The sequence below is a fragment of the Prochlorococcus sp. MIT 1307 genome, from assembly GCF_034092395.1.
GTDB lineage: Bacteria > Cyanobacteriota > Cyanobacteriia > PCC-6307 > Cyanobiaceae > AG-363-K07.
Genome location: NZ_CP139301.1, coordinates 29,233 through 55,124, shown reverse-complemented (window position 1 = coordinate 55,124; position 25,892 = coordinate 29,233). Strand labels below are relative to the sequence as shown.

The 25,892-nt window shown below is 34.9% G+C and carries 27 protein-coding genes; 15 read left to right on the top strand and 12 right to left on the bottom strand.

What is annotated here, in order from left to right:
* The gene (locus SOI82_RS00245) at positions 1 to 615 is read left to right on the top strand and encodes a type II secretion system protein (protein WP_320667401.1); all 615 of its coding nucleotides are present in this window, start codon (positions 1 to 3) and stop codon (positions 613 to 615) included.
* Between the two features lie 4 nt (positions 616 to 619).
* Positions 620 to 2,095 carry a hypothetical protein gene (locus SOI82_RS00240; protein ID WP_320667400.1) on the top strand — a complete coding sequence of 492 codons (1,476 nt, stop codon included), beginning with the start codon at positions 620 to 622 and terminating at the stop codon, positions 2,093 to 2,095.
* 55 nt (positions 2,096 to 2,150) lie between these two features.
* Here the strand turns inward: SOI82_RS00240 and SOI82_RS00235 are convergent, their stop codons facing one another.
* From SOI82_RS00235 to SOI82_RS00215, 5 genes are all read right to left on the bottom strand, one after another.
* Positions 2,151 to 3,749 carry a type II secretory pathway protein gene (locus SOI82_RS00235; RefSeq protein ID WP_320667399.1) on the bottom strand — a complete coding sequence of 533 codons (1,599 nt, stop codon included), beginning with the start codon at positions 3,747 to 3,749 and terminating at the stop codon, positions 2,151 to 2,153.
* Positions 3,750 to 3,994: 245 nt separating this feature from the next.
* Positions 3,995 to 4,897, bottom strand: coding sequence for a hypothetical protein (locus tag SOI82_RS00230; RefSeq protein ID WP_320667398.1), 903 nt, complete (start codon positions 4,895 to 4,897; stop codon positions 3,995 to 3,997).
* Positions 4,898 to 4,899: 2 nt separating this feature from the next.
* On the bottom strand, positions 4,900 to 5,622 hold the full coding sequence (locus SOI82_RS00225; protein ID WP_320667397.1) for a hypothetical protein: 723 nt from the start codon (positions 5,620 to 5,622) through the stop codon (positions 4,900 to 4,902).
* Complete coding sequence (locus tag SOI82_RS00220) at positions 5,613 to 7,196, bottom strand: hypothetical protein (protein ID WP_320667396.1); 1,584 nt, start codon at positions 7,194 to 7,196, stop codon at positions 5,613 to 5,615. The genes SOI82_RS00225 and SOI82_RS00220 overlap by 10 nt, the downstream gene beginning before the upstream one ends.
* A gap of 1 nt (position 7,197) precedes the next feature.
* Positions 7,198 to 7,662, bottom strand: a complete 465-nt coding sequence (locus tag SOI82_RS00215) for a hypothetical protein (RefSeq protein ID WP_320667395.1) — start codon at positions 7,660 to 7,662, stop codon at positions 7,198 to 7,200.
* A gap of 180 nt (positions 7,663 to 7,842) precedes the next feature.
* On the opposite strand from SOI82_RS00215, the gene SOI82_RS00210 reads away from it, so the two are divergent.
* From SOI82_RS00210 to SOI82_RS00200, 3 genes are all read left to right on the top strand, one after another.
* Positions 7,843 to 9,675 carry a GspE/PulE family protein gene (locus SOI82_RS00210; protein WP_320667394.1) on the top strand — a complete coding sequence of 611 codons (1,833 nt, stop codon included), beginning with the start codon at positions 7,843 to 7,845 and terminating at the stop codon, positions 9,673 to 9,675.
* Positions 9,672 to 10,757, top strand: coding sequence for a type IV pilus twitching motility protein PilT (locus SOI82_RS00205; protein ID WP_320667393.1), 1,086 nt, complete (start codon positions 9,672 to 9,674; stop codon positions 10,755 to 10,757). The genes SOI82_RS00210 and SOI82_RS00205 overlap by 4 nt, the downstream gene beginning before the upstream one ends.
* 74 nt (positions 10,758 to 10,831) lie before the next feature.
* Complete coding sequence (locus SOI82_RS00200) at positions 10,832 to 12,151, top strand: type II secretion system F family protein (RefSeq protein WP_320667392.1); 1,320 nt, start codon at positions 10,832 to 10,834, stop codon at positions 12,149 to 12,151.
* Positions 12,152 to 12,292: 141 nt separating this feature from the next.
* Here the strand turns inward: SOI82_RS00200 and SOI82_RS00195 are convergent, their stop codons facing one another.
* Both SOI82_RS00195 and SOI82_RS00190 read right to left on the bottom strand, forming a co-directional pair.
* Positions 12,293 to 13,129 carry a prepilin peptidase gene (locus SOI82_RS00195; RefSeq protein WP_320667391.1) on the bottom strand — a complete coding sequence of 279 codons (837 nt, stop codon included), beginning with the start codon at positions 13,127 to 13,129 and terminating at the stop codon, positions 12,293 to 12,295.
* Between the two features lie 369 nt (positions 13,130 to 13,498).
* A complete protein-coding gene (locus SOI82_RS00190) occupies positions 13,499 to 14,074 on the bottom strand; it encodes a hypothetical protein (RefSeq protein WP_320667390.1) in 576 nt (191 codons plus the stop codon).
* Between the two features lie 470 nt (positions 14,075 to 14,544).
* Between SOI82_RS00190 and SOI82_RS00185 the strand changes: the two genes are divergently transcribed.
* The 3 genes from SOI82_RS00185 to SOI82_RS00175 all read left to right on the top strand — a co-directional run bounded on the left by SOI82_RS00185 (position 14,545) and on the right by SOI82_RS00175 (position 15,897).
* A complete protein-coding gene (locus SOI82_RS00185; protein WP_320667389.1) occupies positions 14,545 to 14,778 on the top strand; it encodes a DUF1651 domain-containing protein in 234 nt (77 codons plus the stop codon).
* Between the two features lie 80 nt (positions 14,779 to 14,858).
* Entirely contained in the window at positions 14,859 to 15,305 is a 447-nt protein-coding gene (locus tag SOI82_RS00180) for a hypothetical protein (protein WP_320667388.1), read from the top strand.
* A 370-nt stretch (positions 15,306 to 15,675) separates the two neighbouring features.
* Positions 15,676 to 15,897: a carbonic anhydrase gene (locus tag SOI82_RS00175; RefSeq protein WP_320667387.1), complete on the top strand. Its 222-nt coding sequence runs from the start codon at positions 15,676 to 15,678 to the stop codon at positions 15,895 to 15,897.
* Between the two features lie 945 nt (positions 15,898 to 16,842).
* On the opposite strand, the gene SOI82_RS00170 is transcribed toward SOI82_RS00175, so the two are convergent.
* On the bottom strand, positions 16,843 to 17,040 hold the full coding sequence (locus SOI82_RS00170; RefSeq protein WP_320667386.1) for a hypothetical protein: 198 nt from the start codon (positions 17,038 to 17,040) through the stop codon (positions 16,843 to 16,845).
* A 355-nt stretch (positions 17,041 to 17,395) separates the two neighbouring features.
* Between SOI82_RS00170 and SOI82_RS00165 the strand changes: the two genes are divergently transcribed.
* The 6 genes from SOI82_RS00165 (at position 17,396) to SOI82_RS00140 (ending at position 21,993) form a co-directional block, all read left to right on the top strand.
* Positions 17,396 to 17,584: a hypothetical protein gene (locus tag SOI82_RS00165; RefSeq protein ID WP_320667385.1), complete on the top strand. Its 189-nt coding sequence runs from the start codon at positions 17,396 to 17,398 to the stop codon at positions 17,582 to 17,584.
* A 265-nt stretch (positions 17,585 to 17,849) separates the two neighbouring features.
* Complete coding sequence (locus tag SOI82_RS00160; RefSeq protein WP_320667384.1) at positions 17,850 to 18,053, top strand: hypothetical protein; 204 nt, start codon at positions 17,850 to 17,852, stop codon at positions 18,051 to 18,053.
* A gap of 337 nt (positions 18,054 to 18,390) precedes the next feature.
* The gene (locus tag SOI82_RS00155; RefSeq protein WP_414153512.1) at positions 18,391 to 18,639 is read left to right on the top strand and encodes a DUF3721 domain-containing protein; all 249 of its coding nucleotides are present in this window, start codon (positions 18,391 to 18,393) and stop codon (positions 18,637 to 18,639) included.
* Positions 18,640 to 18,648: 9 nt separating this feature from the next.
* Entirely contained in the window at positions 18,649 to 19,095 is a 447-nt protein-coding gene (locus SOI82_RS00150; RefSeq protein WP_320667383.1) for a hypothetical protein, read from the top strand.
* Positions 19,096 to 20,662: 1,567 nt separating this feature from the next.
* A complete protein-coding gene (locus SOI82_RS00145) occupies positions 20,663 to 20,836 on the top strand; it encodes a DUF4278 domain-containing protein (RefSeq protein WP_320667382.1) in 174 nt (57 codons plus the stop codon).
* A gap of 260 nt (positions 20,837 to 21,096) precedes the next feature.
* Positions 21,097 to 21,993, top strand: coding sequence for an NAD(P)-dependent oxidoreductase (locus SOI82_RS00140; protein ID WP_320667381.1), 897 nt, complete (start codon positions 21,097 to 21,099; stop codon positions 21,991 to 21,993).
* Between the two features lie 69 nt (positions 21,994 to 22,062).
* Here SOI82_RS00140 and SOI82_RS00135 read toward each other — a convergent pair whose 3' ends face one another.
* Both SOI82_RS00135 and SOI82_RS00130 read right to left on the bottom strand, forming a co-directional pair.
* Positions 22,063 to 22,728 (bottom strand): glutathione S-transferase N-terminal domain-containing protein, encoded by a 666-nt coding sequence (locus SOI82_RS00135; RefSeq protein ID WP_320667380.1) that lies wholly within the window; start codon positions 22,726 to 22,728, stop codon positions 22,063 to 22,065.
* A 57-nt stretch (positions 22,729 to 22,785) separates the two neighbouring features.
* Positions 22,786 to 23,325, bottom strand: coding sequence for a hypothetical protein (locus SOI82_RS00130; RefSeq protein ID WP_320667379.1), 540 nt, complete (start codon positions 23,323 to 23,325; stop codon positions 22,786 to 22,788).
* 232 nt (positions 23,326 to 23,557) lie between these two features.
* Between SOI82_RS00130 and SOI82_RS00125 the strand changes: the two genes are divergently transcribed.
* Positions 23,558 to 23,959, top strand: coding sequence for a DUF2237 family protein (locus tag SOI82_RS00125; protein ID WP_414153511.1), 402 nt, complete (start codon positions 23,558 to 23,560; stop codon positions 23,957 to 23,959).
* Between the two features lie 17 nt (positions 23,960 to 23,976).
* Here SOI82_RS00125 and rpsU read toward each other — a convergent pair whose 3' ends face one another.
* Positions 23,977 to 24,153, bottom strand: a complete 177-nt coding sequence (gene rpsU, locus SOI82_RS00120) for a 30S ribosomal protein S21 (protein ID WP_320667377.1) — start codon at positions 24,151 to 24,153, stop codon at positions 23,977 to 23,979.
* Between the two features lie 1,318 nt (positions 24,154 to 25,471).
* Positions 25,472 to 25,645 carry a hypothetical protein gene (locus tag SOI82_RS00110; RefSeq protein ID WP_320667375.1) on the bottom strand — a complete coding sequence of 58 codons (174 nt, stop codon included), beginning with the start codon at positions 25,643 to 25,645 and terminating at the stop codon, positions 25,472 to 25,474.
* Positions 25,646 to 25,892 lie beyond the last annotated feature (247 nt).

Genomic DNA, 25,892 nt, shown 5'->3' with positions numbered 1-25,892 from the left:
ATGAAAAATCCTGCAAACAAATTTCGACAAGGTCAAAATGGATTTTCTCTTATTGAACTAGTTATAATAGTTGGTATGATTTCTACACTTTCAGGATTTATAGTACCAAGCTCATTGAACTGGATTAGGGTTGAAAAAGTTAATTCTTATACACGTCAACTTAGGGAATATTTTAGAATAGTCCGGCTTGATGCAAGAAGGTGGGGGTCTAGTTGTTTTATCAATATCAATCAAATTGCTTATAACTCTGTGCCTAATGACAAAGATTATTATGGCTATTCAGTTACTTGTACTTCTCAAAGTGATCCTAATAATTCATCTAAGATAGGAGCTCTTATACCACCAATAAATAATTCTATTTTTCAAGTCGTAAACAAGGCTTTCCAAGTTACACCTAATGGAAGGATAAGTTCAGATAAGTCAATTGTCATTGTAATAGGGTCCAAACACCATAGAACTAGTCCCAAAATATTGAATTGTCTTGTTATTAAATCACCAACAGGGCAAATAGTTAAAGGTAAATTCAACTCTAACTATTGGATAAAGTCAAATATGGCTGTAAGTCAAGTTTTAGATAGCGATGTACTAACCCCAAACAATTGTAGCTCTTCCTAAATTCATGTATAAATCTTATAAAAATGGATTTACCATTGTCGAATTAATTATTGCTGGAGCAATTTCAGTAACAATGATAGGTGTTGGATTTTCTATTGTCCAAATAGGGCTAAAAGGTAATAAAATAGATGAAACCCAAATGGGGTTAAGTGGCTCATTAAATGATACTCTTGATTTTATTTTAGATGAAGTAAAAGTAGGAAAGAGAATTATCGATGATGAGTCAGATGTTAAGAGCCTAAATAGCAATTGTACATATCCTAATAAAGGAGAATTCTTATTTGGAATTAGACTACCCGATCAAGCACTTGCAAAAAGGGATTATATTCCTGAAGGTATTCAATTTAATTTAAATCAAGTAGAATGTCCGATAGTTTATACACTTAGAGAAAGTAATAATGATGAGAGGATGCCCTATTCTCTTGTAAGGTATGGACCGCAATATAATGAAAAAGGCTATTATGTTTCTCCCTCATTTGAGGAATTTCAAGAAACAATCTTGTTAGATGGAATAACATCGTCTGCAAAATATGAGAAGATAGTTTGTCCAAAAGGGTGGGGTGACATTAAAACCATTAGGGGAATATCATTTTGCATAGATAAATTTAAAAAATCAATAGAGCTCCAAATCGAAGCCGAAGACCCACAAAGCGTTGACGTTAATACTAAAGTTAGATCACTGGCTTCAACAGGTGGCTTTAGTTCAATTCAAGATGAAAGCCAAGTCAGTCTTATCTCTCCTGAAAGTAAGGATAGTCAAATACCATTTTGTGTTGGAGGAAGTTGTTGTTGGCTGGGAGTATGTTTGAAGTCTAATAAAATAACATACATGATTGATCGTTCATATTTTATGCATCAAGAATATGCCCTTCATCCTAATGGCTCAATAGTCAATGGCGAATGGGTTCAAGATAATGACCGACCATATATTTCTCCTAGGATTAATGGAAAGAGTTTGTTTTTATCTTCAATAGATAGTCTTAAACAACATATTAATAAATTACCTACATCAGATTTGATGGTAGATGATAAAAAGATCTTTATTCAGATAATTGCATTTAGTGAATCATCTCTATATCTTTTCGATTATCCAGACCTTCGTCCTCAAGAGCTCACAATTGAGAACAAAAATAAAGCTTTACAGTTTCTAGATACCATACCAATAGGTGCTGCCAGAATCGAGCCTTGGTATGACATATGTAATTCGCTTGAATCAAACTCAGTCGGACAAATAATACTTCTAAGTGCTTCAAAACCATATACACAAGAGGGATCATGTATTGGAAGAGAAGGGAGTTATTATGAGATTATTGATGATTACAATAGGATGACAAGAAGCAAAACTGCTATGGGATCATTAATTATTGATAGCATCTCGTTTTTTCATAATTTCTGTGAAACGTCTAAAAATTATTATGAGAATAAGTGGCTTGGTTTAATCTCAAGTGGAGCAGAGTCTGTCTGCACAAATATAAAATAATAATCCTGGCTATTTTGTATTGAGTAAAAAATAGATATTGCTCTATTATAATCAACTACTCAAGTTCTTCAATAATTTTATTAGATTCTTTATCACTAAACTCAAAATCATATCTATTCACATTAGATCCACTATCATTAAGAATTCTTGGTGTGGCTAAAACAATTAACTCTCTTTTTTTATATTCATTATTCTTTGAGCGAAAGAGCGGGCCAAGTATAGGCATATCTCCTAAAAGTGGGTATTTATAAAGTTTTTCTATATCAGTGTCTTGTATTACACCTGTTAATACAAGAGTTTCTCCATCTTTAATGCGGACCGCTCCAGTATCTACTCGACGCGTATTTAATATGGAAACCTCTCCACATCCAGTTATTGTCAAACTGCTGGAAATGCCACTCACTACTGGTGACATTGTAAAAGTTATAAACTGATTCTGATCAATACCTAACACCTTTGCTCCAAGTTTTACTCCTACAAGGCCATAAGTAAAGTTACAAGCACCATCAGCATAAGTGGCATCGACCGCTACTTTGTCTCCAACCTCCACAAAACCTTCATTACCGAATTCTCTACCAATTTCCTTACCATCTCCTGCGGTACCAGATGATTCACTTAAAAGTAATGTTGGGCTAGCTAAAACTTTTGTCGAACCTTTCTCTATGCTTGCTTCTAACAAGCCAAAGAAACTATTTCTTCTAGGATAAGCCTGTCCTGGGTTTTTTTCAGGGGCTGCAAATTCAGGAGTATAAGTCCCAATTGCAGATTTAATTAGGCCTCCTTTTCCAATGATGAATGGTGATCCTCTTGAAAAAGTAGTTCCCCAGGTATTAGTAAAAGAGTCCTTATCAGTTAAGTTGACATCGAGCACTCTTACACTCAGTGCGACTTGCTTTTGCCTCTTATCCAACCTTTGCAAGAATACTGAAGCCAAATCAATAAGAGTCTTCTCTCCAACCATGGTGACAGTTTGCAGTCGTTCATCTGTAGTGGCAATTAATCCAACCAAGGGGCCGATTGTGGCACCATAAACTTTTACAGATGTCTCCGATTGGTCAGTGGTGGTAGAAGAAGTCGAGCCTCCCTGTACTGCTTGGGATTGTGTTGCTCCTTGTGTTACAGACGTCTTAATAGTATATGTTTTGGTAACACTAGCTCCTAAATTTGCCAAATAATCAGCTGCTGAACTAGCACTTATTTGGTTTAATTGGTAAACACCAGTACTCCTGCTTGGAAAAACTGTATTCCTTACATTAGGGCCTATATAAAGTACATTATTATATAATTTGGCTTGAAGTCCGCTTGCAAGCAATAAGGCATTAAATGCCCTTTGATAGCTCACATCATTAAGAGTGAGTGTAATTAGGCGTTGACTTTCTAAATCTTTCTTATTTGTTGGGTTATCCCTTACCCATACAAATCCGTAATTTGCAATTTGTGCCAAATATTCGAAAATTTCCTTTGCTTGAGTCTTTTTGAAGACAAGGGTAACATCGGGCCCTTCAATTTCTAATAAATTAGGGTTTACAATTGGATATTGTTCTGAATCATCATTTTGGTTACTGGAAAATTTCTGATTATTGTTTGAAGCCCTCTCAATCTTATCTGAAACAGTTTCTGGATTTACTTCGGTAGAAGGATCTACCTTATTCACACTTGACAATTCTTTTGAGTAGGAAATTGTTCCTGCAAGAATGCTAATTCCTAATATGCAGATTGTGATGGCTTGGGATTTGCTCTTGGACACACAATATATGTATTATTAGCCTCATCTTAGCAAGATAACTTATTTTAGCCAGTAAGCAGTATAGATCTATTAAGAAGAAATAAGGTAATTGTATCTTGTTTCTTCTTCTGCTTTAATTTGAAGTTAAAGCAGAAGAATAAGTAATAAAATTATCACCTGGAATGAGAAGGTATTTTTAATATCAATCTAGATTCAACAATACCATTTGAACCAATACCATTTAATTGATTAACTTGTCTGGACGACATTAATGGTTGACCAGACTGAGATAAAGGTGTAATTATTGTTGGATTATCAACTTTTGCATTTTTTGAGCTGCCAGGTCTATTGACCTTGTTCTCTAAGGGTCTGGACGTGATTTCCAGACATTGCGGATTTACTGTCACATCATAATACTGTATAAGTTTAATAAATTCTATTGTATTTAAATAATCAGATCTTAGATTTACCTCATATAAGTTTGATTGAAATGGACCTTTCTTATTGCTTAGATTTCCCTTGTTTCTATTATTCCTTCCTCTTCTCCTAGATCTTTTACGTGAAGATTGTAGTTTGTTTTCTTCTTTACATAATTTTGAAGACCTAGCAACGTCTATAGGCAAGAAAGAAATAATCTTAACATTGGATTTTATTGCTGTCTGATTAATTAGCTTACTTACAAAGATTAGGTTTTCTTTATTAAGGAATGAATTATTTATTTCATTCATTTTTGAAGATACTCTTTCCAATTTGCTAGTGCGATTTTTAAGTTTAAGTTGTTTGTTTTGTAGATTATTTGCTTCAATTTTATACTGGCTAAAAGTATTGAATCTAGAAATCATTGTCTGGATACTAGGCAAAAGAAGAGTAGTAAAAAGTACTGATGCGCTAATGATTCCAATTGATGGCTTAAAGTAAGGAGATTTCTTTAATTTTCCTGCAAGTTGCTTTATATCGATCTTTTTCAAGTCTTCTATATTTATATTCTTTAAGGATGCGAGTAGGGAATTAATATCTATTTCATTTAACTTCTTTATGTAAGATATAAATGAATTTTTATTTTTAGTTTTGGACATATCTATGAGCGAATAAGTTGATTTAAGTCGTTAAATCTCATTAGCTTTCTTAATAAGCCATGAGCAAGTGATTCCTTATATAGTTGCTTTCGTTTTTCGAGATCAAGTTTAAGTATTCTTCCTTGTATCTCTACAGAAACATTAGTATTAGCGGTGGAATTACTAATATCGCTATCAGTGGTATTTATTTTCTTTATAACTAAAGTATTCTTGCTAATAATTGGAGACTCAACAAGTAGTGTTATCATCTCATTTATTTGTTCTATTCCAAAAGCACTTGCTCTGATATCAAAACCAGTTTCACTAACAAAATAATTATTCAATTGAACTCCTTGTGGAATTGAGTTTTGCAAGTAAAAAGCAAATAAATATACAGGTGTTGACTGCGAATAAAATACTTTAATATTGTTTAAATGCTTCTTCATTGTATTTATGCGCATATCAAGGCCTGAAAGTTGTCGTGTAACTTTAGTATATTCTTGATGTTGACTTTCTAACTTACTAATATTATTTGTTGGATAGAAAGTGATGATTTGTATAGTTACAGTTGCTATAAGTATAAGGCCTGGTGGATAAAACAATTCTGGATTGCTTCTAAAGAATTGATATAAATATATTATCTTCTTCTTAAGGCTTGCATTAGAAAGCAATAAATTATCTGGAGCTGGTCTCTCCCATCTCCTTAGTTTGGAATTTTTAAAAGCAAAGTTATAATTTACAGGCATGATGAAAGTACGCTAGATAATGTATCTATTGTTGAGTGGATAGATTTAGAATTTAATTCATGGATGTCCATTCGTTTTGGGTTATAAGTATAATCGGCTATATTCATTTCGGAAGCACGTTTAAACATTTTTGGAAGTAAGTTATCTTTCCTAATTAAGTTATCTAGTCCATGCCCAATAACAAATATATAAGAGGGTAATGCTTCATCGCGCTCCGACATTATCAATTGTATTGAAGAAAGAACCCTTGCGAAATAATTTTCACTTAGGTTCTCATTATCTTGTGAAAGATATAAACTACATCCATAAGGTAACAGGTGAGAAGTCAAATCAGCGGACTTTCTTCCTATCAAAACACTTGTTGATGTAATTTCTATATCAATTAATATTGTCAATCTATCTGATAATTTATTTGTTAATTTATCAAAAACATGAGGAGCTGCAGGTGTTAAGCCTATTATTGGCGAATTGATAATTTCCAACATATTCGTCCAACTTTCTATTGACTTCCTTCTTGCATAGATAGTTCTTACCAATTTATTTTTATCTGTTTTCCTAGACATTCTAGAAAACTCAACAAATGTATCGTTGGGAAGATACGGACTCTTTGACTGAACCTTGTAATCAGTATTAGAAATTTGCTTTAACTCTGATGAATAAAAAGTATGGACCTTAAAAAACGAGGAGGATAAAATGACAAGTAAAGGTGACTTGTCTATTTTTAACAACCCAATTAAGTCTAATACTATATCAGCCAACTCATTTATATCTTCTACAAGACTATCACCAATTATGCTACCTTGAATTGGCACTTCAACTAATCCTCTTACTACTATTTGATTGTTCGCATTAATGCTAATATTTGCCACGGTTAGTAGGTGATCACTATAAACTGCGACTCCAATGGTTTGACTATTCTTATCTATACGAACTGTTTTACCTAATTGTTTTTGATTTATTAAAGAATTATTAATTGCAAACCTCTTAAATATTTTTTTAAAATTACTAGATTTAAATAATAAACTATTGAAAAAATTACTACTTAAAATTTTAGTATTATTGTTATTCAAAAACTTATTTAATATATTTTCTATTGACTTCTGAATATTTCTTGAATATTTATTAATGTTAATTCCAGATAAATGAGGTAATTTGCTCTTGAAACTGGATTTCTTTGATTTCAGAGCTGAAACCTTGAAGTTTTCTTGTTCTCCTAATGCTGGATTTTGCTTATTGTCTTTTCTTCTGGATGTTTCTCCTTTTTCGTTGACTTTAGAGATACCAGTTTGAGAGGCACCAGCAAATTTACTTGTAACAAACAACCTTAGTCCTTCTGAAAAGCTATCAGCTGTAAGGTAAGTAGGTAGTTTAAATTTTTTCCTGCGTAAAGATATTACTTTTACTCTAAGTCTTTCTAGGTTTAACACTTCGGAAATTCTGATCTTTTTTCTTACTAATGACTCAAATTTTATGCTCAATTTATTAGTATTTAAGTTTTTATTTAAACTATTATAAAACAACTCAAGCTTTTCTATAATAGATAGAAATTTAGATGCGAACTTCTTCCTGTCCATTTTATTCTTTCAGAGACTTTAAAGATAATCTGTAATTTCTATAGCCATCGGAAAGGTCGACCGTTATATCAGTGCTCGAAATAGATGTAATGGTAAGACCATTTCCTAATGGATCTCCAACCGCATAGGTTTGGTGGCCTTTTGGTGTTTTTATCATTGCTACCAATGAATTTCCTGATTGTGCTATGCCATTAAATTGAATTGATGAGTTTAAAATGTCTAGATTGGTTGATTCAAGGGTTGAAGGTTTCTCAAAGGGATTCCTTGAACTTTTGACTTTTTGTGAAGCTAATTCAACTTCACCTATTGGCATTGGTAAAAGGACTTCGGGCGGAGGGGCTGAGACTGTAAAGGTTTCTTTGATTGGGAGGGAGTGTTGGCTGACTATTTTGCTTTTTTGATGGGAATCATTTGTATTGGCAATTCCTGTTGACGTACCTGCTATTAACGAAATCAGTAAGATCAAGAATCCATTTCTAATAGGCTGCCTAGGGAGTCTCCTGGATAGACAGCTTTCCATAAGACTCTCCAAAGGCTGCATGCATAAAGTGTTATTAGTTAGTATAGCTAGATTGACTAGAGAGGTCAGCCTCACTATGTTGATAAGGGTTGATTTATTAGAAAATCGAAGTAATCGATTCAAACTATGTCAAAATTTCAACTTAGCGAGAATAATAAGACTAAGCAGAAAGAAAATATTGAGGATTTTTTGACTCCCAAGTTATGCGAAGATGCAGGTATCATTGCAATTAACATTAATCATGAACTGATAGATTTAGGTGCGATGAATCCTGATTATATAAAAGTTAAGCAGGTCATTAAAAGAATCAAAAGTGAATACCAGTTAAAAGTTAATCTGAAGCAGATAACATCACATGAATGGGAAAAGTGGTTCGAAGATCAGCAATCTAGAGCCACAGAATCAAGCCAAAAGGTTTTTAATCAAAACAACACAATAAAGTCTGAATTCAACTCTCTTCCAGAAGTCAATGAAGGTCAATATAAGAATTATTATAATAAAGATTCAGAGGAGTTTAATAATCCATTTGTAGAAAATACCGAGGTTATGCAATTAGAGCCTGATAATCAAAATTCAGAATCACTCTCTAATAGCTTTCAATCAGAAGATGAAGATGAAGATGAAGATGAAGATTTTTCTCTAGATCTTATCGACGAAGAAAATGATGAGGCACTTATTAAACTCGCGACAGCAAATATAGGAGAGGATCCTGATATTGAAAATGATAGGTTTTTCGGAGAAGAACTAACAGAGTCAAAAGACCCTGTTATTGCAGGAGTGGCGTCAATCTTAAGTAAATGCTTTTCTTTAAAGGGTTCCGATATTCATGCTGAGCCACTAGAAGATCGATTACGTATTCGCTATAGAATTGATGGGGTTTTGAAAGAGGCTTTTTCTTTTCCTAAGTCTCATATAAATCCTATAGTTAGCAGAATAAAGATCATGAGTAGGCTTGACATATCTGAAAAACGTCTTCCACAAGATGGTCGAATACGTTGTTTGTTAAGGGGTAGAAAATCAGATTTTAGAGTTAGTACACTTCCTGGTAAATGGGGCGAGAAAGTTGTGCTAAGAGCATTAGAAAGTGATAGTTCAGTGCTCAATCTTTCTAATTTAATTACCGAAAAAGAAGAATTAAACCTTATACAGGAAATGGCAAAATCACCCTATGGAATTGTAATTGTGGTTGGCCCTACAGGCAGTGGTAAGTCTACTACACTCTATTCTATGTTAAGTGAATTAAATACGCCAGGTGTAAATATCAGTACTGTAGAAGACCCTGTTGAATATACTCTTGATGGCATTCATCAGGTTCAAGTAATTAGAGAAAAAGGTCTAGACTTTTCTAGAGCCTTAAGATCTCTTATGAGACAAGATCCTGACATTATATTAGTAGGTGAAACAAGAGATAAAGAGACTGCTCAAGCTGCAATGGAAGCAGCCTTAACTGGTCATATGGTATTCACAACAATGCATGCTAACGACACTGCTACTGCTATAACAAGGCTAGCAGAAATGGAAATCCCCCCGTATCTAATTGGATCTTCTATTGTTGGAGTTGTGGCACAAAGATTAGTGAGAAAAGTTTGTGTATCTTGTAGTACTGTCAGAAATCTACAGCATGGCAAGGATGACTTGGCCTTAAACCTGGGTATTAAGCAAGCACGTTTTCTTAAAAAGAATGTTGCTTCAGGTAAAGCAAGTAAAAGATGTTCTATTTGTGGTGGCAGTGGTTACAAAGGGCGTGTTGGCATTTATGAGGTAATGAAAGTTAATGATTTAATTCGCGATCTAATTATGAAACAGTCAAACGCTGATGAAATTAGGGACAATGCATTTACAAAGGCAGGCAGAAGTCTATTAATCTATGGAATGAATTTAGTCAAAAATCAAATGACTACCATTGCAGAAGTAGAGCGCGTCTGCTTGTTAGACGAACCTTCCACTGAAGAACAATGAAACTTACAGGCCTAATGTCGGAATTAGTCAAAAGAAATGGCTCTGACCTTCACCTGACTGGAGACAGTATTCCATTCTTTCGAATCCAGGGCCAAATATTACCTGCATCTAACACTCCATTATCAAGTTCAGAATTAAGAGAGCAGCTCGAAAATATTCTTGGTGAGCAAAAACTAGAAACTTTTGATAAAGAAAAGGAATTTGATTGTAGTTATGGTCTCCCTGGGATAGCAAGGTTCAGAATCAATATCTTTTTAGACCGGGGTAAAATTTCATGCGTAATGAGAGCATTAAGTACAAATATACCTAGTTTTTCTAAAATAGGTCTACCCGATAGTGTTCAACAACTTTTGAATAGACCTAGAGGCTTGATGCTTGTTACTGGGCCCACAGGTTCTGGAAAGACTACAACTTTAGCCAGCTCTATTGACTGGATTAATACTAACCATGCTCATCATATCCTGACGATAGAAGATCCAATTGAATTTATCTATGAAAACAAAAATTGCTTAGTTAGGCAAAGGGAAGTAGGAGAGGATACTCATTCTTTTTCCAAAGCACTTCGTTCTGCATTACGTGAAGACCCGGATATTATTCTGGTAGGTGAAATGAGAGATTTAGAAACAATAAGTTTAGCCATAACAGCTGCTGAAACTGGTCATCTTGTTATGGGTACACTTCATACTGCTTCAGCTTCTCAAACAATAGATAGGATTATTGATGTATTTCCTACTTCTCAACAAATGCAAGTAAGGGTTCAGTTGTCATCTTCCTTGATAGGCGTAATATCACAAACACTTTGTAAAACCACAGATAATAGACGCTCTCTAGCCGCTGAAATCCTAGTTAATAATAATGCAATAGCTAATTTAATTCGTGAGTCAAAATCATCACAAGTATACTCACAACTTCAAATAGGAGGAAAGTATGGAATGCAAACCCTAGAGCAGTGTTTGTCTCAACTTGTATCCAAAGGAGTAATAACGACAGATGAAGCTGTATATAAATGTAATCGACCTAATGTTATGAAGGGTTTGCTAGACGAACTAAACTCTTCTAGCAATATTGACTTAAACATATAAATGAAATTTTATTCCTTTCTAAATTAATTATTGTGAGCTACAAATATATTGAGAATCAGAAACTTAGAGCCTTAATGGAAAAAGCTCGGTACAAAAGAAAAGTCGTTCTAAATAATTCCAAGCAGACGTCAGAAAATGAAAATAATACAATACAAAAGAAGATGAAAAATGTTCTACCTGTAAAAAAGAAGTCAATACGAAAGCGACAAAAAAGTAAGATCGCTACTTTAAAAACTTATGTAGACCTAAAGATTCAGGAAAGAAAGGAATACTTAGAAGGTGATATGACTGCGTTGCGAGCAAGACAAGATCAGTTAAGAAGGCCTAATTCAATGGAAGGTAGAAGGGTAAAAGCTCCCCCAACAAAAGATTTAGCTATAGCAACAAAGCAATTATCATCAATGATTCGAACTGGATTACCATTATTAGAGTCATTGAAAATTATTTCTGAGACATCAGAGCACACATCAATAAAATATGTATTTAGAGAAATAGCCATAGGGATAAGTAAAGGTTCAACAATGACTGAAATGCTAGATAAATATCCTGAAGTATTTAATGAAATGTATAGGGCCCTTGTTTCAGCAGGAGAAACTGCTGGATTATTGCCAGACACATTAGATCGCGAAGCTAAGTTATTAGAAAGTTTATCAAAAATAAAAGGACAAATACAAAGCGCAATGGCATATCCTGTCGCAATCGCAACACTTACAGTAGTAGTTGTATTTATAATGATGATTTTTGTAATACCGATATTTGTAGATATATATGAGGAGTCTGGAGCGACTTTACCAGCGATTACAAAAATACTAGTTGATCTTTCTAACCAGCTAAAGTCAACTCAATTTTATTTTAAAGCTGTTCCGACTGGATTAGCACTTTATCTTTTCTATAGATACTTTTCTAATAAGCCTTATGTAATGTGGTGGTATGACAAAGCCCTATTACAATTCCCACTAACTAAAGACCTAGTTACTAAGTCTTGCTTAGCAAATTTTTCGCGAACATTATCATCTCTAAATTCTGCTGGGGTCCCTATCCTAGAGTCATTAAGCATAGCTAAAAGGACCGTGACAAATAGAGTATTTATGCGAATTATAGATAAGATGTATAAAGATATTCAAACTGGCAATCCAATTTATAGGGTATTAGATCAAGAGCAAGTAATACCTATAATGTTTACCTCAATGTTCCGTATTGGAGAAGAAACAGGTGAGCTAAGTCAAATGATAACAAAACTAGCTGAATTTTATGAAGATGAAGTTTCAGACAGTGTTAAAGCTTTGACCTCGATAATGGAACCGTTGATGATCGTCTTTGTTGCTGTTTTTGTTGGCCTAATCTTAATAGCAATGTATTTACCAATGTTTAGCATGATGCAGACAGTTGGCTAAAACTTTGGATTTTTACTATTTAGTTGCGTTACTCTGATAATAATGCGATACCATTTATTAGATTATCTTTATATAGTAAATTCTAGTTTTTATATTATAGATAACATTAAAAAAGATTTATCATCTATGCTTATAATAACTTTAAGAGGCTAGTGATATCAGTTTAATAAAAGTGTCATTTCCAAAGTGCCATACTAATATTGCAGAAAATGCAAGAAAGGTTCCAAATGGAATTTTTTGATTTCTTTTAAGTTTCCGAGTAACTAACCCGATTACTACGAATATGCCTGCAAGGTTAAATGCAAGCCATGTACTAATGCCAAGTCCTATGAACCCAAGCCAAGAGCCTATTAATGCGGCAAGCTTTGAATCTCCCTTTCCCATCGCAGGTTTTTGAAAAATTCGCAACCCAATAGCGCTAATTAATTGAAAAATCATATAACCTAAAAATGCAGCAGCGACTGACTCAAAAACCATTGTCAAAAGAACTGTTGTTGAAACCTCATATATTATTCCTATTATCAGTTTAGAAAAAATACCAGCTAGTATTCCAATTTTACAAATAGAATCAGGCAGCCAAAAATATTTAATGTCAAGAATAGATAATACAAGAAGTAATGACAGAAATATCCACCCAAATATATTTATAATAAAATACGAGCTTGACAAAAGGCCTGAAGAAAAAGAGTAATTGTTTAATAAAAATAAAAGGCCAGAGGTTAATTCCACCAAAGGATATATTATTGATATTGGTTTATTACAATTTCTGCACATCCCTCTTAAAAACAGCCAACTAAGTAAGGGGATATTCTCAAACCAACGAATTCTATATTTACATTCTATGCAGTAACTTCTAGGAAATATTAGAGATTTTCCAAGAGGGAGGCGATAAATTACCACATTTATGAAACTACCAAAACAACACCCCATTAAAAATGAAAAAGTGTTTTTTATAAGAATGATCTGCTCCGAAAGCATTGCTTTGAATCTTCTAAATAGATTCACTTTTTTATATAGTAGCATTAAATTTCGTCTTAAATATAAATTCAGGTTATTGCTAAATTTGAACCAAATCTTTGGTCTAACTTCTACAAGGAAAACACTCTTAGTAACAACTAGATTGGTGTAAAAATTTAAGCTTTAGAAAAATATTCTCAAAAGGACTCATGTTAATCTATTTCAAAATCGATATTTATTCTGTCTATCCCCCCCCTTAGGAGAAAAAAAGTCTTGGAGAATTTAATTTAGATTTATTATATTTACTTTAATAGTTGGTACGTCCTTAGAAATTTTAAGGTGTAAAATGCGAATCATAAATACTTATTGTAATTTTAATTTTTTATAAGTTCAATAAATCCTTAGCTGCCAATATAGGTAATGATTATCAGGGCTATCTTTTGTATATGCTAAGGCAATTTTAGCTCCATCTGATCTACAAATAATATAAGCTCTGCCACCTGTTAAAGACAAGTTTAAATTTGATTTAACTGGATCAGACAAAGTAGCTATATCTGGCCTATGAAATTCAAGCATTTCAAAAATTTTTCTCCAGATTTGGTCTTTAGTAGCTCTCTTATTTAATAAAAAATCTCCTATATATTTATCTTTTAAGTATCCCTGATTTTGCTCATCAAAATTACTTTGGCTTTCGCTTAGAAGCTTAGGTGTTGAATCTACTTTTAGATTGATTTCTTCCAAAAGTTTTTGAGTATTCTGATTGGTTCGAATGGATGGGGGTTCCATTGTTCTTCTGATGTATTCCCTGAGTTTTTGATCAGATAAACCTGCTACAGCTATTAAGCCAAGCGGGCCTAGCAACAAGCCAGCGAACAACCAAGATCCAAAGCCATGACCTTTGTCAGAAGCAACAACACCTGTAGCAATTCCAGTCAGAATCCAGAAAAAAAAGATCAAGATGCGCATTTTTTGCTGTCTTGATAAGAGTATGGTCAGAAAGTTAACATTAGTTGACTACCTTCCCTCCAGAATATCTTAAAGGTACTCTTTTCTCTCCTGCTATAGGTTCATTTCCACATTAATATCCTATATAAGTAATTTGAATTAGTTAGTTTTTGTCCCAAACCTTTAATTCTGGTGCTTCGTTGCCCCATACAACTGTGCTATCAAAGCAGCTGTTCCATTTAGAAGCCTGCCTAGAAATTGGAATCAATTGAAGACGATACAAGAAATACCAAGTGTAATAAAGCCTAACAGAGCTTTTAGTAGTTAATCGCCCATCAGAAAAAGAACTTAAGTACAAGAGTTACAAGGTAGAAAAGCCTCAAAGGCTAAAGATTCAATATAGTGTTTATTTATCAATGTCACTGAATAGGCAATGCTTGACACTCAGCAGAGTGGTAGTTAACTAGTTTTTAGATACTAATGGAAATTTTATGTATCCAGAAGGCTGGTTAATTGCCCCAGGGGGTAGGAGTCTTTTGTTTTTTGAAAAAGATCCGATGAATCCGATACATGAAGGATATATAGGATTGTGGGTGGTCGATGGAGTTGGCTCCAAGCAATTTAGATATAAAAAAAGAACTTACGCAGCTAAAGCTTTAGATCAATGGAGTCATCTAAGCAAACTAGGTTGGAGAGTTGTTGAAGAGAGAGATCAAGCTGCATAATCTCTTGGGGAATTCTTAGAAAGTCCTTAATTCCTAAATTATCTGTAAATATGGCAATACTTACAAAGGAAGGGAGGCTTGTGAAAAAACATTTTTTATTTATGTTGGGATTAGCTCTATCTGTTGCAGCTTGTTCTAATAGACGACCTATTTCTTCAGGCCCATACCAAGCACTTAAATGTGGATTGAATCCTAGTATTGCCCAACCTAGTAAGTTTGTTTTCCATAAAAATAATGGATCTCTTTACTATTTCGACCTTCTTACTAATTCATTCAAGCCAATAACCAGAAGAGTTGAAGAAGCTCTTTATTTTAATTCTATGGAAGAGCTCTTCTCCAGGCTAAAAGGGAACAAACTAATGATAAAACAGATCAATTATTTTGATAATAATCCCCAGAGAAAATCTATCATCAAGAAAACTATCAATTTAAAATCACTTGTAATGTATACAGTTTATCAGAATCGAAACGGTAAGCCATTAAAAATTAAAGAGAATTGCATTTGGATTGATCCAAAATCGAGCTAGTCAAGTCTTATTAATTTCTTAAGCGTCTAGAGATTAAAACATGATTACGCGTAAGTTAAATGTGTGTTTTTTTGTTTTGACAAGTAATAGATATCAGCACAGTATTTTGAATTTTAGTTTTTAAAATCAGATTGTGGATCTACCCAAGTAAATATTTTTTATCATTTGATAGATAAGGATCTTGCCGACGGGGGGCTTTCAACAACCAGTTAAAATATTCTATGTCTTAAAGGCAGTGTTGGGAGGCTGAAGAATAAAAAAGAAGAGTTAGCTGTTTTTTTTGAGTATAAAGCGTCTTATTTCTAATTCTTGCCACAAAAATACTTACTTAGCTCTTAAAATTCAATAAACGGTATAAGAAAACCTCAAAATGTCATTACGCCATCCACTATTCCACAGAACAATCCTTGCCATCTTTTGGGATACACAGGAGGCTGGGTATGAGCATCCAACGAATGAAAATATCATTAATTTTAGAGATGAACTTCTGCAAGAACTAGAAGAAGGAATCCTACCAATAATTGAGAGATGCTGTTATCGGAATACTTCTATAAGGCGCAATGAAAAGGAATCACAGATCCCTCATTGTTAAACCAACAAGGATCCAACAACAATAGGCATCTGTTTTCGTAGAATCCAATCATGAGCAAAAAGAAATGGCTATTTCGTCTTCTCGAACTTTGTGTAGGCAAAGTAAATCGTTAGCCAGACAAAAATCGTTAGTGCATATCGATTAAGAAAAACAAAGATTCCATAAGCAAATAAAAACGCTATAAATATTCTCTTTATGTTCAACCTTTTCTGAGGTGAAAGGTCCCTCCAGTCAGAAACGATAAAGCGTCCGAATATCCTTTTCATTAGCTTAAATAAATCCTAATTTAATTGCACTTTTCTCCTTTCCTAGAAGTAGGCTATCTATATAGTTATCTCTAGGCGATACAAGCCATTTCCAATCATTCATGATGAAAACTTTTATTTTTATAGTAAAAAGGGTTTTTACTATAAAAATAAGAATTGGTTGGACCATAAGTGTAAAAATACATCTTTTAAAACTTCAATGAAATTAAGGCTAAGAAAAGTACGTTCCTTTTTAGAAGCGTAGTCGAGAATACCAAAAAATTTAGCAGAATGTCTCAAATCGCCGAAACTGGAGTTCTTGGACACGTTATCTGATTCCTTTGCTCTTCCTTAAGGCTTCATAATTAACCAAAGGATCTTAACAAGTTCTTGTAAGCCGCCACGAGCAGAAGCCATGAGAAAGGTAGTTACGAAAGTAACTCTCCCGACAAAAGACGCTCCAAGCCAAATAAATTGAACATTACTGTCAACATAAATAAATCCATTTAAAGAATTTTAGGATTGTTTCCTACGAATGTCTTATAAGTCCAAAGGACAATGGCTATTAAAAGCATTAAAGGCAAGAGCAAAGTAGCCAGCTGCAACAAAACATAAAGACCTAAGGATGCTAAACCTATAGATTTCACCAATGACTTGTTGTCATCAGATAAGTTTTGCCAAAATTTGAAGGGTTCCATAATTAGGCTGCAATGCTTTCATTGTTCTCTTCCGAATCCCATAGGTCTTGAATCTTCTTTAAACGCAATAGCTCAGGAATATGTTTTTCACTGTAAAGCCTTCCTCTATAACCTCGTTCTCTACTTCCCTTGAACCATTGAGGTTCAGAAGCAAAATTAGTTTTTGTCATTGGCAGAAAAGGTGAAAATTGAGTAGACATTATCTTCTGTTATTACTTCAACACCTAGAAGGTTAGATTAGGCGGAAGAGGTATTAACAATTGTCTTATAGCGGAAACAAAAAGGATAAGGAAGGTATCTAGAAAAATCAACTTGAAAAAGTTTCCTTCCCAGCCAAAAAATCTCCCAATCATCTATGCTGATAGAACAATCCAAAGAATTTGAACAGTTCAAAGCGATTATGAAAGGGAGTTGAAGATCGATTATGTTGATTGAATTTTTTAGTCAGAGCACACCAAGCCTTGCCTTACTTTTTTTTGTTTTAGCCATGTACTTTGGCTTGCAAGCAGCAAAAAGCAGACAAAAAAGAAGGGGCCCCCTTGGAAGGTAAGACCAATGGGTCAAGAAGAACCAAATAATATGCAAGATATTATTAGAGGGCTCCAAAAATCTGGAGATCAGCTAAATCCTGAAAAGCTAGGAATTCCTATAACCAAACGAGAAGCTAGAAATCTGATTTTCTTCGGACTTAATCTTCTTACATTCCTATTTGTCATTGGGTTATGGCAAGTCGGAAAGCCCTAAAAACGCGAATCAAAGTCAAAGAAAGCATTCTGACAAAAAAGGCAAGGTTGCCTTAACCCCTTATTTATACTTATATATGGGCAGCACACAAAAAGTCAGGTTGCAATAGAGGCGAATCTGCTACCGAATTATTCTTTCTTGACCAGTCAAACAAACTTTCCCACTTTTAGGTTTGCTGAAAAGTAAATAATCAAGTTCTTTCACTCATGGCAATGACAAAGTTCGTTGCTAAGTCTTAAGTAGATCAATCAGAGGTGACTTCACTATGGGACCTCACTGGCGTTATCCATTAGATAAAAATCTGCATAAATCAGAAATTCTTGCAGAAATCGTTGCGCACGCAATCACTAGAATCGAGGTTTTAGAAGGCAAAGATAAGATTTGCGTATTAGCCGAATACAAGGAATGGCTAGGAGATAATTTTAATAATGATGTTTTAGTACTTCATCATCTAAAGAGAAACTCTTGAAGAACAAGGCAAAGAGGCCTGCTGCATTATCTTGAATTCCTGGCTAGTAATTGATTATCTCTCAAAGGCGAATGGGTTTTCCACATTGTCCTTTATGTGTTGGGCTGGCATCACTGTCACTTTTCCTTGTCGGGACAAGAATTTTGTTGATTTGGCAGTTAGGGAAAACCTTACCGCAAACAACATAAATTTGTGCCAACAGTACTTTATGCATAATCCTAAAAAGTTTGAGATAAGTAATTGGCAGTTTCTATATCTTGGTTTAGGAAAAGCCTGGTTTTAATAATGACAAATGCAATTTTTTTTTTTAAATTATGGAATTGGACATTTTAAGAAATTGAGAAAGCTACCAACTCTTTTCCCAATAGGGCTTGCGTTAGTTCAAATTTCTTTAGTTGGTTGTTCGTCTCAAATACAACCAAACGAAACTCCTAAGGAACAAGTTAGAACACCAGCGCTTTTCAAAACCAAATCAGAAGCGGAAAAAGCAGCAAAAGCCTTTAATTGCACTGGAGCGCACAAAATGGGTAGTCAATGGATGCCCTGTCAAAAACATAAACATCTTGGTGAAAGCCACAACCACTAAAGTTTCAATATGACAATTCCAAATAAGCCCAATCAACAAGGGTCACAAGGTTCTGCTCATTGTGGAAGTAAACCTAAAAAAATTGCGATAGGCATCGCTCCCCTAGGAATCATTTCCATTGGAATTGTTCCTATGGGTATTGTGACTATTGGAATTGTTCCTATGGGAGTTGTATCTGTTGGTGTAGTAGCAATGGGAGTCGTCAACGCATCGATAGTGGGAATGGGAATATTTTCAGCAGGAATAACAACAATGGGGCTCAGGGTATGGAGCCCAGAAGGAGCAGCTCTTCAACAGCCTATTAATAACGATGGTCCCTCATCCAGTAAGAATATTTACGCCTATCCAACCAGATCTATTGCAGAAGCTGAAGCCAAAAAGCTTGGATGTCTAGGTGTTCATAAGATGGGGCAGCTCTGGATGCCATGTGCAACCCACGGAGTTAACCACCAATGATTTCTCTTGAGATTCATAAGTTTCTCAAAAGCTTGATCTGACATTGCAAAAAAATATTCTTAAGCTGATGTTTGACAGATAAGGTGACTTGCAAAATAGATCTCATGCGTAAATATTAATGAGTGAGGAGAAGAGCTCTTGAGCAGTGGCAACAAGGAAACACCTCTCAAGTTCTCCAAAAAGCCTGTCACGGCAGGCTTTTTTATTTAAATAAACCATTCTTTAGCAAAAGATCAATATGAGAAAATCCAACTTTTTACTTGTAGCTCTCGAATTAAATTTTTAGATAATTGAAGCTTTATCTAATTCCAAAGATACAAACAACAGACTAGCTAATACGACTTCTTGAAATAGCTCTAAGAAATTTTGAATCTTTTAGTGATTAAGGTTGTGTCATAGTTATGGCAAGGGTTGGAGTCGATCCTAGAAACTCCAAAATTGCAATAACCATAAAAAAGGCAGCGTCGAAACGCTGCCTAAAGAATAACCACACAACTCAAGGTTCAGGACATGTTGGTTCCTTGACCATCAGTATCAGATGAACCACCTGCAACGAAGATAGCGATCAAGGCTGCACCGATAACTCCAAAGACAGGAGCAGTCAGGCTAAATGCATCCATTCCCATTGATAAATACGAATTAAAGACATGTAAAAATATCGCAGGTATTCCCCATCAAGAAGAAAAGATGAATGTTTCGACATGAGTCTTAATAGCTAAATGGATCTATTACTGACGTTTTATAAAAAACACAACCATTCCCTGTTGAAAAGAATGACTTTTGTATAAGCAGAAAATTTGTTCTCCACAAATCCTCAATCAATTGAATTTTGAATAGAACTCTTAAAGCACTTCCTCCGATCGCTTTTAAATGATTCCAGAAAGCTGAGCTATCAAAGTCCTAAAAAGAAGCTATTCGATTGGGGGTATTGAGAAAATTGCTATTTAGGGCTTTATCTGTTTTGAAGAAAAAAGAAGGGGGGGCCTTGATCGCGCGCCCCCTTTTAATTTCAGCGAAAAAGCCAGTAATCAAAAGATGCTGGAATACAGTGGTCTTTCCCATCTAGGGTTTTAAAACATCTCTCAATTCCCCACTCTCGTTCAACAATTTTCACCTCGGTGATCCCCCTAGGCATCGATGACACAGATTGTTTAGATTCATTCATTGAATCCCCATCCAAAGAACTGAACCCTTTTAACCTCTGAGAAAGCTTAAGCAATGAGTAAAAAAGGGGATTGACGCTGACATCGCAGTCTGGGAACACTTAGTGACGATCCTTACAAATCATGAGGTTGGACAAACTCACTAACCAAACCACCAAAGATTTCTCTCTCCACAAAAAAAAAGCATAGACTCCCCTCACTTCAGTGATAAAGCTGACAATGCTTGCACTCGTGCTCGACTGCAACAAAAAAAGTTTTGTGTCCTTTCAATGCAAACGGCATAACTCAGGTTCATAATATTTATGTAGCAACCGCTACAAAAACGTTCACCTTGCTACAAAGCAAGGCGCAGTTCGACCCAAGCCAAGGAACGGGGACTTGGGCCGCTATTCGGACTCTGAATTATGAGCACACTTCTTTATCGCGGACATGATTATGTCCAGCACAAAGAGCCCCTTACTAACAAACAATGCGTTGAACTTACATACAGGCGCAAGCATTACAACACCTGCAGAAACGAAGCACAACGCGAACTACATCCTACCCTGAGCTATCGAGGGGTCCATTACACTAAATAATTCATATGTAAATTGATCGAAGCCCTTACAATAAGGGCTTTTTTTTCCTCTAAACAGGTCCATAAACTTCATCTTCCTGCAAACTTCATTAGCAAGATTTGTAAGTACAGCACACCTCTCATCAATTCAGGTCCATACGAATTGAAATTTGAGCAGCCAGAGTTGAGGATGAATCTATTAACTATTAACAATATATTGATTGATATATAGACTATGAGGTTTATTTAAAACCTTATTGTTAATCTCACAGAAGATAAAAAATGAATTCTAATGTTATCGATTCAACCAGAATCATAGGCTTCATTGGCCTAGGTTCCATTGGTCAACCAATAGCGGAAAGGCTAATATCGGCTGGATTTCAATTAAATATATATAACAGGACGGCAATATCAAAAAATAGAGGTAACCTCAAAAGTGCAAAGATCTTTAAAAGTCCTAAGGATCTAGCTGAAAGATCTGATCTCTTATTCATTTGCGTAAGTGATGACCAAGCAGTTGAAATGATTCTCTTCGGTTCAAATGGAGTTGAGAAAGGCCTTAAAAAAGGATCTACTATAATTGATTTGTCTACTATTAGCCCGCATAAAGCAAAGGCGAATTCAATTAGACTTGCAAAAAAAAATATTACTTATATAGATGCTCCAGTTTCCGGAGGTACAGAAGGAGCTAAAGCTGGAACATTAACAATGTTTCTAGGATGCAATAAAATCCTACTGAAAGAATTAGAATCAATTCTTAGTTCAATAGCAAGTAATCTGTATGCATTTGGAACAGCTGGAAAAGGTCAAGAAGTAAAAGCTATAAATCAAATATTAGTTGCTGGTTGCTATGTGGCAGTAGCAGAAGCTATTACTTTAGGTCAAAAATTAGGTTTACCAATGAATATGGTTATAGAAGCATTACAAAAAGGTGCTGCCAACTCCTGGGCCTTAAAAAACCGTTCTCAAGGAATGTTAGAAGATAAATATCCATTGGGATTCAAACTAGGTCTTCATCATAAAGATTTATGCATAGCATTGAGAACTGCTCAAGAATCAGGCCTAGATCTTCCTATAACATCAAAAGTCAGAGATATAGAAGAAGAATTGATCAATCAGGGGTATACGAATGATGATATCTCAGTAATAAAAAGATTCTTCAGCAAGGGACATAAATAAAAGGCTAAACCCTCTGCTCCATAGATTTAAAAATAAAAAAGTTATATCTAAATTTTATTTATTTAGCAGTTATGGTGGGGGAAATGATTTTTTTTTATCTCCAGGGATCCAAGAACTTGATTTCAACATTAATATAGAGAATTTTGGATCCTCTGTAAATTTAACAAGCCATTTTTTTATTAGTTCTATTTCACTATCTTCATCAAAAAAATCAGGATTTGCAATTCTATATTGCCTAACAAAAGGCCATATAGCCCAATCTGCTAAAGATTCACGGCCTTGAACTAGCCAAGAACTATTTTTATCTTGAGCCAGCATTTCATTCCACTCTAACAAGATTTGTCTTGCTCTATACTTATGGAACTGTTTATCAGCAGCTACAAAGCGATCTGAATACTTATAGCGGTCAAGATGGTATTTGAAAATACAATCATTTGTCTTTAGTATATATTTGATCTGTTTTTGGGCTTGTATATCGCCACTAAAAAGCACATTATGCTTATCATTCTTTTGAAGGGCCCATTTCATTATCTCAATACTCTCTTCAATTACCTTTCCATCCTTTGTCAGCAAAACAGGGACAGTTGCTTTTGGAGATATTTCTAGTAGTTCCTCTGGCTTTTGACTTAAGGATACTTCTCTCCATTCTACAGTTAGGTTAGTGAATAGAATTGCCCATCGAGCCCTCATTGCATAAGGGCATCGACGAAAAGTATATAGAATGTTTCTCTCCATCTTGTCAGGCCTGATTTAATTCTTTGGGGCTGTATCTTTTTAAAAATTACTAGGTCTTCATAGTAAGATCAAAGGTATCAATCTATTCAAGCTAATATGGATCATATTAATAATCCATATTAGCATCTGAATAACCAAGAAGGAATTCAAAATTAATGAGCGATATGATAACCGGAAAAATTGACTGAGCTGTATTAATCTTAAACCAGTAAAGATAAATCCAATAATCACACCTATACCTTTACCTACTAAAATAATTAAAATCAACTCAGAAAATATCTGGCCAAACATAAGTATTAGATATGGTGAAATTACTAAGCTCTTTAATATTTGGCTAACAGCAAATAATCTATATGCAATTGGCAAAATTAAACCCAAAACAAAAAAGGTAGGGAAGTAAAGTTTTGGCAGAGGTCTTTGTTGCATTATTAGTTCTATTGCTTCGTTTGGTTCATTTAAAATACCAAGGGCTGCTAACAGAATAAAAGCGAATAATGTCAGAATACTCGCCTTGAGTGCAATTTTTCCTGTTGACATTAAAGGGATAGAAATTCTATTCACTTTTCCACCTCGTTTACAAAAAAACTTTTCATTCATTCTTACAGTTCCTCTTTCTAGGAGCATGTCACATCGAATCTCTATAAAGACTCACAACTACATTCCTATGCAACTATGAGGAAGAGATACTTGTCGCGCTTCCTCATAGTTGCATAAAAATACGACTTTCCCTCAAACAGCTAGAGGTGTGGAGAAGTGACCTATATCAAAACTATATAAATAAAGTCTTCCTAAGAATGGCTTTTGAGAAAGGAAAAGATTCGAAGATGCAATGATAATCAAAAACAAAACCGTGTCTAAAGTTTTAAATGTTTTAGGAGAACCACTCCAACTGTGTAGCTGCAAACCCATGACCGGTTGGTATAGAGACGGGTTCTGTAAAACTGATTCTTACGATATAGGGCAGCACACTGTCTGTTGCGTAATAACTGAATCGTTCCTTACTTACAGCAAGGCTCAAGGAAACGACTTAAGCACACCATCACCTGAATACGGTTTCCCAGGCCTTAAAGCTGGCGATCACTGGTGTTTATGTGCACCGAGATGGAAGCAGGCATATGAAGATGGAATGGCTCCTTTAGTTCGTCTAAAGTCCACTGAAATCAGTGCCTTGGCTGTTATAGGGATAGAAGTTCTTCTCAAATATGCCCACGAGGATATAGATAGAAATTAAATATTGACTCTTCTATCTCATCTTCTACGACTTCTACGACGCTGCTGAAGTTTTCTTTTGTATTTTTCAATAGGCGTCTCATGATGACGCAGTCGCTTGAAATCAGCAAAAATTCCAGCTTTAGAAACCTGACGCTTAAAGCGTCGGAGAGCAGATTCAATACCCTCATTTTCTCCGACGGTAACCTGAGTCAAAAAAATAAAACCTCGAAAGAAGCAATTTACCAAGAGATAAGCACAAGGCAAAGACCATAAAAAAAATCAAGCCTTGATTGGTCATCTACGTACAAATTTCTAGCTGAAAAAGAGCCTCCAACCCACAATGAACCTCAAATCATGAAAACGATCTTTCCTTTAAAGGTGAGATCTGAAATCGCTTTCAATCCGACCAAAAATCAGAATGGGGCGCTGAAAAGTCTTGGTATGGCACAAAATTTTCTAAAGCTCTATAGCTTGTTGTAAAGCTGTTAAAGAATTGCTTATTGTTGATACCCTCACCAATTAAAAAATTTGTGGCAATTGTTCCTGGTGCTGAGCAAAGATTTATTTAATCACTTGAATGGCTGGGCTAATGAGCCGCCACGGTTACACCATCAGCTATCGCGATGGTCAAAGAAATAGGTGCGAATTCTGTGCCTATGCAAATGATTCTTTTGAAGCTCGGCAAGTTGCTATGGAGACAATTAAATTTGTTCATGAACACCCAAATTCCATTGACCACATTCTTCGTTCCAGCTAAAAGATTTGTACAGTCCAACAAAAAAATAAACATTAAAGCTTAATCTTTCTCTTCCCGCTTTACCTAATAAGGGATAGAGAAGTTTTGCAAGTTATGCATAAAATAAAACCTTTACAAGTTAAATATTCAAAATATCATTAACAACTAAAGTTTAAAAAGCTTACTAAGTCTCTTTTCCAACTAAAACAACATAATCTAGAGCAAGGTCATCCCAACAAAATCCAAAGAGCTAGTTAGCTCTAAAGAAGTTTCACCAAGCTAACTGACCAATTTTTATTTCAAGTTTTAAGCAACCTGTCTAATCCCAATGACAATCTTATCGGTTGCCTCTATGACAAAAGAAAAGAACAAAAACACATTGAAGCATGGAGCAAGTCCTAAAAATCTGTCAGCATCCTCTAGAAGGATGCGCTTACCTTGTCTATATAGGTTTGTTTATTCGATGGAAGCATCCATTACATTGGAATAAAATGCTAGATAATATTTCTGTACCTTCTAGACAGAAAAGCTTCTTGGATTAATTGGCTAAAGAAATCAGTAAAAATGCATCTCATCCAGCAAAGAATCTATTGGGAACCAAATCAGGAACACTCTTCAAACGGTAAGCAGTACTTCATAGTCTGATATTTCATGGCAGGAGTTCTTAACTCCATCTAATTCGAGAAATATAGTGGCTTGTTTTTTTTTCAAGCCACTATTGGAAATAAATTAAAAATAAAGCCCCCCCTCCCCCATCGGAAGACAAACAAAAAGGTACGCAAGGGGTAGACAAAATTAAATACGGCAGCCTAAGTGAATCAATCCTCCATCTAAAAGTCTACCAAGCTTTAAAGCTGTAGCCTCTTCAAGTCTTGAGAAATCAGGCTGATGTCTAGTTACCCAGTCCAACTCCTCTGAAGTAATAACCCCAGTAGAAACTGATTTAAGAAAGAGAAATCCAAGGTTCATAGCTTTTGATCAATCGATAAAAAAAAGGGTGATGATGTTTTTAAGACCGACTGATCCCCACCACCCGGTCATGGAAGGACATTACAGACTTCAAGGGGGCAAAAGGCTACACGTAACACTAGATATAGATTTGAGTTTACTAATCTTGATTATTGAACACTAAATGCGCTAAGTCGCCTCCAAAAGGAATTAACAACTAAGAAAAACTACCTATCCATGTAATTCCTCCTCTCTTCACTCATTTAAA